The organism is Pontimicrobium sp. MEBiC01747 (assembly GCF_053601635.1).
Map to the genome: position 1 here is coordinate 1 of NZ_JBSHNS010000083.1, position 6,444 is coordinate 6,444.

General features: G+C 30.7%; 9 protein-coding genes and 1 pseudogene. 3 read left to right on the plus strand and 7 right to left on the minus strand.

The annotated features are described in order from the left end of the window. Positions 1-100: pseudogene (locus tag ACVC2P_RS01430) on the minus strand (tRNA-dihydrouridine synthase family protein); the annotation flags it as partial. 128 nt (positions 101-228) lie between these two features. Between ACVC2P_RS01430 and ACVC2P_RS01435 the strand changes: the two are divergent. Next, entirely contained in the window at positions 229-1,941 is a 1,713-nt protein-coding gene (locus ACVC2P_RS01435; RefSeq protein ID WP_452596703.1) for a cytochrome P460 family protein, read from the plus strand. Between the two features lie 55 nt (positions 1,942-1,996). Here ACVC2P_RS01435 and ACVC2P_RS01440 read toward each other — a convergent pair whose 3' ends face one another. The 6 genes from ACVC2P_RS01440 to ACVC2P_RS01465 all read right to left on the minus strand — a co-directional run bounded on the left by ACVC2P_RS01440 (position 1,997) and on the right by ACVC2P_RS01465 (position 5,425). After that, complete coding sequence (locus ACVC2P_RS01440) at positions 1,997-2,434, minus strand: GNAT family N-acetyltransferase (protein ID WP_452596704.1); 438 nt, start codon at positions 2,432-2,434, stop codon at positions 1,997-1,999. A gap of 30 nt (positions 2,435-2,464) precedes the next feature. Continuing rightward, positions 2,465-3,157: a protein-glutamine glutaminase family protein gene (locus tag ACVC2P_RS01445; RefSeq protein WP_452596705.1), complete on the minus strand. Its 693-nt coding sequence runs from the start codon at positions 3,155-3,157 to the stop codon at positions 2,465-2,467. A gap of 223 nt (positions 3,158-3,380) precedes the next feature. Continuing rightward, positions 3,381-4,349 (minus strand): tetratricopeptide repeat protein, encoded by a 969-nt coding sequence (locus ACVC2P_RS01450; RefSeq protein WP_452596706.1) that lies wholly within the window; start codon positions 4,347-4,349, stop codon positions 3,381-3,383. Positions 4,350-4,602: 253 nt separating this feature from the next. After that, complete coding sequence (locus tag ACVC2P_RS01455) at positions 4,603-4,779, minus strand: hypothetical protein (RefSeq protein WP_452596707.1); 177 nt, start codon at positions 4,777-4,779, stop codon at positions 4,603-4,605. Between the two features lie 37 nt (positions 4,780-4,816). Further along, positions 4,817-5,014 carry a hypothetical protein gene (locus ACVC2P_RS01460; RefSeq protein ID WP_452596708.1) on the minus strand — a complete coding sequence of 66 codons (198 nt, stop codon included), beginning with the start codon at positions 5,012-5,014 and terminating at the stop codon, positions 4,817-4,819. A 183-nt stretch (positions 5,015-5,197) separates the two neighbouring features. Further along, on the minus strand, positions 5,198-5,425 hold the full coding sequence (locus ACVC2P_RS01465) for a DUF7660 family protein (protein WP_452596709.1): 228 nt from the start codon (positions 5,423-5,425) through the stop codon (positions 5,198-5,200). Between the two features lie 229 nt (positions 5,426-5,654). Between ACVC2P_RS01465 and ACVC2P_RS01470 the strand changes: the two genes are divergently transcribed. Further along, entirely contained in the window at positions 5,655-5,909 is a 255-nt protein-coding gene (locus ACVC2P_RS01470; protein WP_452596710.1) for a transposase, read from the plus strand. 73 nt (positions 5,910-5,982) lie between these two features. Continuing rightward, positions 5,983-6,444, plus strand: a 462-nt coding sequence (locus tag ACVC2P_RS01475; RefSeq protein WP_452596711.1) for a transposase, incomplete at its 3' end; no start/stop codon positions are given.

Below are 6,444 nucleotides of genomic sequence, written 5' to 3' on the forward strand. Positions count from 1 at the left end.
AATAAAATGTATCTATACCTCCAAAATAGTTATGAAATGCGTTACGAAAACGAAAATCGGTAAAGCCTTGTAATGGAGAGGATAAGAGTGTAAACGACATAAATTAAGTTATAATAGCTGCAAATATAGGAGAATTGTTGAAGTATCTGCAATTAAAAAAACGAGTATAATTACGTGTAATTGAGAGTATTGTATACAGTATATTGTAATGACTTAAAAACTATTATAATGAAATCTATTATACATCTATTTTTAGTGAGTTTGTTAATTGTTAGTTGTAACGAAAATAAGCCTCTTGTTTTAAAGCAAAAAGCTATAGTTATAGTTAATAATAATGGGCTTCCGCAGGATTTACATTTTGGAGCCTCACCTAGTGAAGCTGCTGGTTTTGCTTGGCAAACCTTTTTAAGTATTAATACACCAACTAAAAAAGGTACAGGAACGCAATGGGAAAATTATAAAGAAGCTTACGATATTTTTTTACCAGAGGCTAAAACACCTACTGCTTGGGGGAAACCAACTCAAGGTAACGAGACCATTTGTGGTGGTAACATAGAAAATAGTAAGGTGTTGCGGGCGACTTCTAAGGTAAGCCCGTTAGTAGATGAAACCGACCAAGCTGTTGGCGGTGTACTTATCGATAAAAATTCAAATTTGGTACATTATGAGGTGTATATGAATAAGCCGATGTTTAATTATGTATTAAAAAATCAGTTTTATAATGCGTTAAAACAGGCGGGTAGTACAATAGATTTTCCTGTTGGAAGTATGGAGCTTAAAGCATCTTGGAGAATTTTAGATCCTAAAAAGGATGACATTAGTCGCTATTATACCTCTAAAGCAGTTATTTATGTTCCAGATAGTACACATATAAAACGAGATGATTGCATTCCAGAACTTGTAAAACAGAATATAAAATCGTGTTCTGAAGCACTTGTGGGTTTAGTAGGATTGCATATTGTATACAAAACACCTTCTAATCCTAATTTTGTGTGGATGACTTTTGAGCAGAACGATAATGTAGAAACCGAAGCGACTAAAAAGGCAGGGATTACACCATCGTTTTACGACCAATCTAAAGCCATACCGTATTGTGAAGATAATAGCAGACAGTGCGATTGCCCAGAGCAGATTATGACGCAGGTAACACGACAAAATCCAATTCCAGATTGGGTACAAAAAGCAAATACAAGATATCAAGAGTTATTAAGTAAAGAAAAATCTGTTTGGAGGCACTATCAGCTTATTGGTGTACAATGGCCAACAGATAAAACTAGAGTAGGTAGCCCTAAATTGCAGAATTTAGCCAATAGTAGTATGGAAACGTTTAACCAAACGGCAAGTAGTTGTATTGGTTGCCATGCGTTTGCACGATCGTCTAACCCAACTAAATATTCCAATTTTAGTTGGGTAATGGGGAGAGCTAAAAATCCAGTAGCTAAATTACCAGAACCAAATGGTCCAGATGTTTTAAAATATGTGATGCGTGTTAATCCTTATAAAAATTGGAAAACTTGGCCAGACGATAAATGGAATGTGTTTAGTAAGGCTACACCTGGTGAAAATCCGCATGGTAAAATGATAAAAATTTATACAAACGATATTGCTTTAAATGCGTATTTAAATAATACCACTACTATTACAGAATTGCCTGTTGGTAGTATTGTTTTAAAAGAAAATTTTAGAACCATGCCTAGGCAAAAGCCCCAAACTAGCGATTTAGTAGAACTTACCATTATGTATAAAGCTAAAGATAAAGAAGGAACTGTACGTTGGTTTTGGCAAAAAACACCGCCTTATGGCCCTGTAGATTCTGCAAGTTTTAATGAGCAAGGGTGTATTAGTTGCCATATGAATTGGAAAGGCAACGGCGATGGTATGTTAAGTTTTAATTTTGGGAAACGTCCTGTTATTACGGAGATGCCTTATAGTAAAAAGTGATTTAAAGGTATTACTTTATAACATTTTTAGTGTCTATATACAATAGAGTAGCTAATTAATTTACCATATTCTTAACGAAAGTGTTTTCCATAATAACATATTCAATTCCATCTTTTGTAAAGCTTTGGTCTGTAGTTTTTAAGTTAAATCTCTCGTAGAATTTAGACTTTTCTACACGAGCATTACACCATAATTTTTTAACACCTTCCTGGTCTATTACATTTATTATATGTTTTAATAAAATGGTTCCATAGCCCATGCCTTGATACTTAATTAGCGTTGCAAATTTTCTAAATTGTACGCTATCTCCTTCTGTAAATAAAGAGATTATAGAAGCTATTTCTCCATTAATAAATAGGCCATAATGTCTTGCGTTTTCATCATTAGGTAGTTTAACATAGTCCATAGGTTTATTGGTCCACATTACTTTGCGCCTAATTGGTAAGGTTTTAGATGAGGTAATTTGCTTAATTTCTAGAGTTTTATTTATCACTAGTATTAGTATATAGAAAAAGGTTTGTTATTAATTGCAGTTAATTTGGTTTAAATATTTTGGGCGAGTGAAAAATAATTCGTAGAACGCTTTTGCTACAGTTATTATTCGTTTTTCATAATACTTTTTTGTTTTTCTTTTTTGCCTTGAACTGTAATTATTATATCTCGTTAAGCCTTTTATAGTGTTGTCATAATTTGCAGAAGATAATTTCCATGTTGGATTTAGGGATACTGAATTTTGTTGGTACTTTTTATTATCTGTTATAAAATATAAGTTTCCTTTTGTGCTAGAAATTTCATTAGCCCATTCATTAATTGATAATAATTTTTTAGAGGTTAAAGGATCTATTATTAACGTGTCGATGAGATTATTTCGTTTAACTAATACAAAAGTAGCAACATGATAACTCCATCCTTTTAATGTGCCTTTACCATTTTTATATTTTGCGTTTTTACCTCCAAAACACCATGCTTTTCCGTTAGAAACACCCCAGTTTTCAAGTAAAATACTAACAGCATTAGCTCTGTCTTCGCAATTATTTTGTCTATCTGTCCAATCAAAACTTTTTGAGTGTATAAACGTATTGTTTAAGCTGTCTGCTAATGACATACATATAGGGTTTAATGCTAAGGTCTCGTTTAACGGTTTATATAGTTCTGCTTTTTGCGAAAAAGCAAAGTAAGAACATAATATAATGATTAGGCTTAATTTAATTTTCATATGTTTTATAGTTCTTTTTTATGTATGGTTGGTTGTATGTTCAAGCATGAAAGTTAGTAAAAGTAGGTGAACTAGAGAGAAATTATTAAGATTTTTAGAGTACATATAGTACAAGTAATTATCTATAGACGTTTTATGCACTTCACTAGATTAAATAAATTAAACGTAAAGAACCAAAGGGCTTGCAATAGTAATTATAGCAGTATTAATAAATTAATGTTTTTTATTCGTTTAACTTTTTATAAAATTCCGATTCTTTTATTGTTCTTTCTAATTCCGATTTAGTTTTTTCATTATAAGTTTCAAAACTTAAACTCCAACTCGGTATTTCAATTTCTGAATCAAAATATTTTATGTAATAATTAGTCCATTCATTATCTCCGTTTTTTTCAACTTTAGAATAGATGTTTTTAGTTGAATTCTCAAAATCTGTTCTTAATTTTTCTTGAGAATAATTCTCTTTTAGAAAGTTAGTTGTTAACTCAACTAAACTTGAGTTACTTGCCAATCCGTTATTAAATATATGAGGTAATAAATAGCTTAAAACTTTTTCACTACCTCCAAGACCTATATAGATTTTTGCATATTGTTTTGCATTATAAATTTTGTCTGTAGCAAAAGCATTCCCACAAAAATGCTGTAAAGGATATTTTTCATTAAGCTTTTTATATTCTAAAGCAGTTTGATATTCTCCTTTATTGATATGTATTTCAGTTAGCCTTTTACTTGCATCATTTTTAAAGTTTGCATATGGGTTGGACATTATCCCACTTCTACCGCTATTTTCTTTGTCGTTGGCATTGCTGTTTAAAATCATTTCAAGATATTTAATTTCATCTTCTTCATAGTCCAACAAAGAACTTATATGAGCAAGATTGTAAAGCGATTTATGATAAAGTTCAGAATTTGGATAGTCTTGTATTATTTTTCTAAATTGGTCAAGAGCTAATTCAAGAATTTCTTCTTTTTCGTTTTTTAAAACCCCATATTTGACTTTTTCATTTTGTTTTAAAGTATCAAGTCTTTGTAATTCCCAATCAATACTTAATTCATCGACCATTTCAAAAATAGTAACACCTTTATTAAATGTAACTATGTCTAATTTTTCATTTTCGTTAGAAGTCTTGTTCTTTAATGATGAACAAGATGTTAAAATTAAAATAGTTAATATGTAGAAATAATATTTTTTCATTTTATGAGTTTACTTATTTTCAAATCTAAAAAGGTGTTTCGTGTTTAAAAAACTATAATGAGTAAAACATACTTTTCAATTAGTTAACTTAGTTTTCTGACGTAGCTCTTAAATTGCACACAGCATTAGTACCTATACAATACATGTATCTATGTATATTTTTAAAACGTTGTCCAATACAAGTTGCTTGTAAATAATACCCTTACGGTAATCCATAAAACAAAAAACACTCTAATGAGCCACTAGCTGCAAGCTAGCGGTAGCGGGGAGTATAACCTCCAATTATGAGTATTACTTCCAAGACTTCAGTTATAATTTTCCCTCTTACATTATATTCAATTAGCCCATTAAATTCTACTCCATCATTTCCATATTCTACTTCGTTATTAAGATTGTCTTTAAATTTATTTAATGCTCTTATACTTTCCATATATAATTTTTACTTAAAGTTTATTGTATTTTCGTTTTTATTCCGATTTGAACATATTTTCATAATGCTCTACGTGATGAGGAAATTCCTCTTTATAAAATGGATATGGAATTCCAAATACTGATATTTCATATTCTTCGTTATCCATTCCACTTATTTGATTTCCAACTCCAACTATTTCAATTCCGTTCTCATTCGTAACTTTCAGTTCCGAAATTGACATTGTAGAAATCATTTTGTCTTCTGGATAATCGTAAGTAAGTTCAATTTTTTATCTAAACAATACTTTTTAATAAAATCATATCCAAAATTCGATTCCGCAAACTTTAATTTGCCTAAAACAACTCCCATTGGTGCATCTCCTTTTTCTAAATTTGAAGTTCCAATTAAGATTCCATTTAGATGTAAATTATAAGTCTTATTCATAAATCGAAGCACCTTTTAATATTAGGCTAAAATTTTCCCAAGTTGGATTGTCAGCATTAATATCCATTTTCATATTGTCATAGAATCCTTGAATGTCGTTTGTATATGCTATCATACTTTCTAAAAAATCAGAAATACTTACATTTTCCCAATTCTCTTTATTTTGTTCAAAATCAGTTTTAAATTCCTCTAAAAATTCAATAAATTCTATTCTTGTCATTGTTCTTTCGGGTTTGTCTTAAATGACGCACAACGTTTATGTATAAGAATAGTTGCGGGTTTGTATGCGAGGATTTTCCGAAGGAAAATCAGATGTTACAAACACGCAACGACCTTTGGATTACTTACTAAACCGCAATTATTTTTATACGTTGTGCATGTTGCACAACTGTGTTTATAAAGATACTATAGTTTTCTCAAACTAGTTTTAAAAATCATTAACTTTAGTTATGCAAGGTAAAAAAGAGTGTCAAGAAAAACTATTCACTAGTTTTCTGTTAAGTGAGCGTGTAAGTAAAACAAACTTTTACAGACGCTTAAAAGAGGGCTTAAATTTAGACTATTTATATGGCTTGACAGAGCAGTATTATGGAACAAGCGGACAGAAAAGCATCGATCCTATTGTGTTTTTTAAACTCTGTTTGGTGGGGTATTTAGAGAATATAATAAGTGACCGTAAACTTATAGAATATTGTAGTTATTAGTGCAACAAGCAAAGCGTTACAAACTATTGCGAGTAGAACTAAAAAATGGGCAAAATAATAAGAAGACCATTATGTGTGCCCGCAAGGTAAAATAATCCCCTTTACAAAAACCTTTATAGAAAAGAAAAACCATACGATGAAGAAAGAATACAGAGCCTCTAAAAAGGTCTGTGTAGACTGCCCTATTAGAAGTCAATGCTTAGGGAAATCTGCACAAGAAAAGAAATTTACTATTACGTATTACCGAGCAGAATATGAGCGAAACATAGCAAGAGTAAACTCTAAACAAGGACGTTATATGAAACGTAAACGACAAAGTAGAGTAGAGCCAGTTTTTGGAACACTCACACAATTTATGGGACTCAGGAAAATAAACACCATAGGTATAGCGCAAGCAAATAAGGTTATGCACTTGTCTACTATAGCATATAACTTGAAAAAATATTTGAAATTTATAAATAAAACTGTAAAAAGTGGTGCAAGCACTCAGGGTTCTATTATTAAACAAAACAACATGTTTTTACAACGTGTAAGC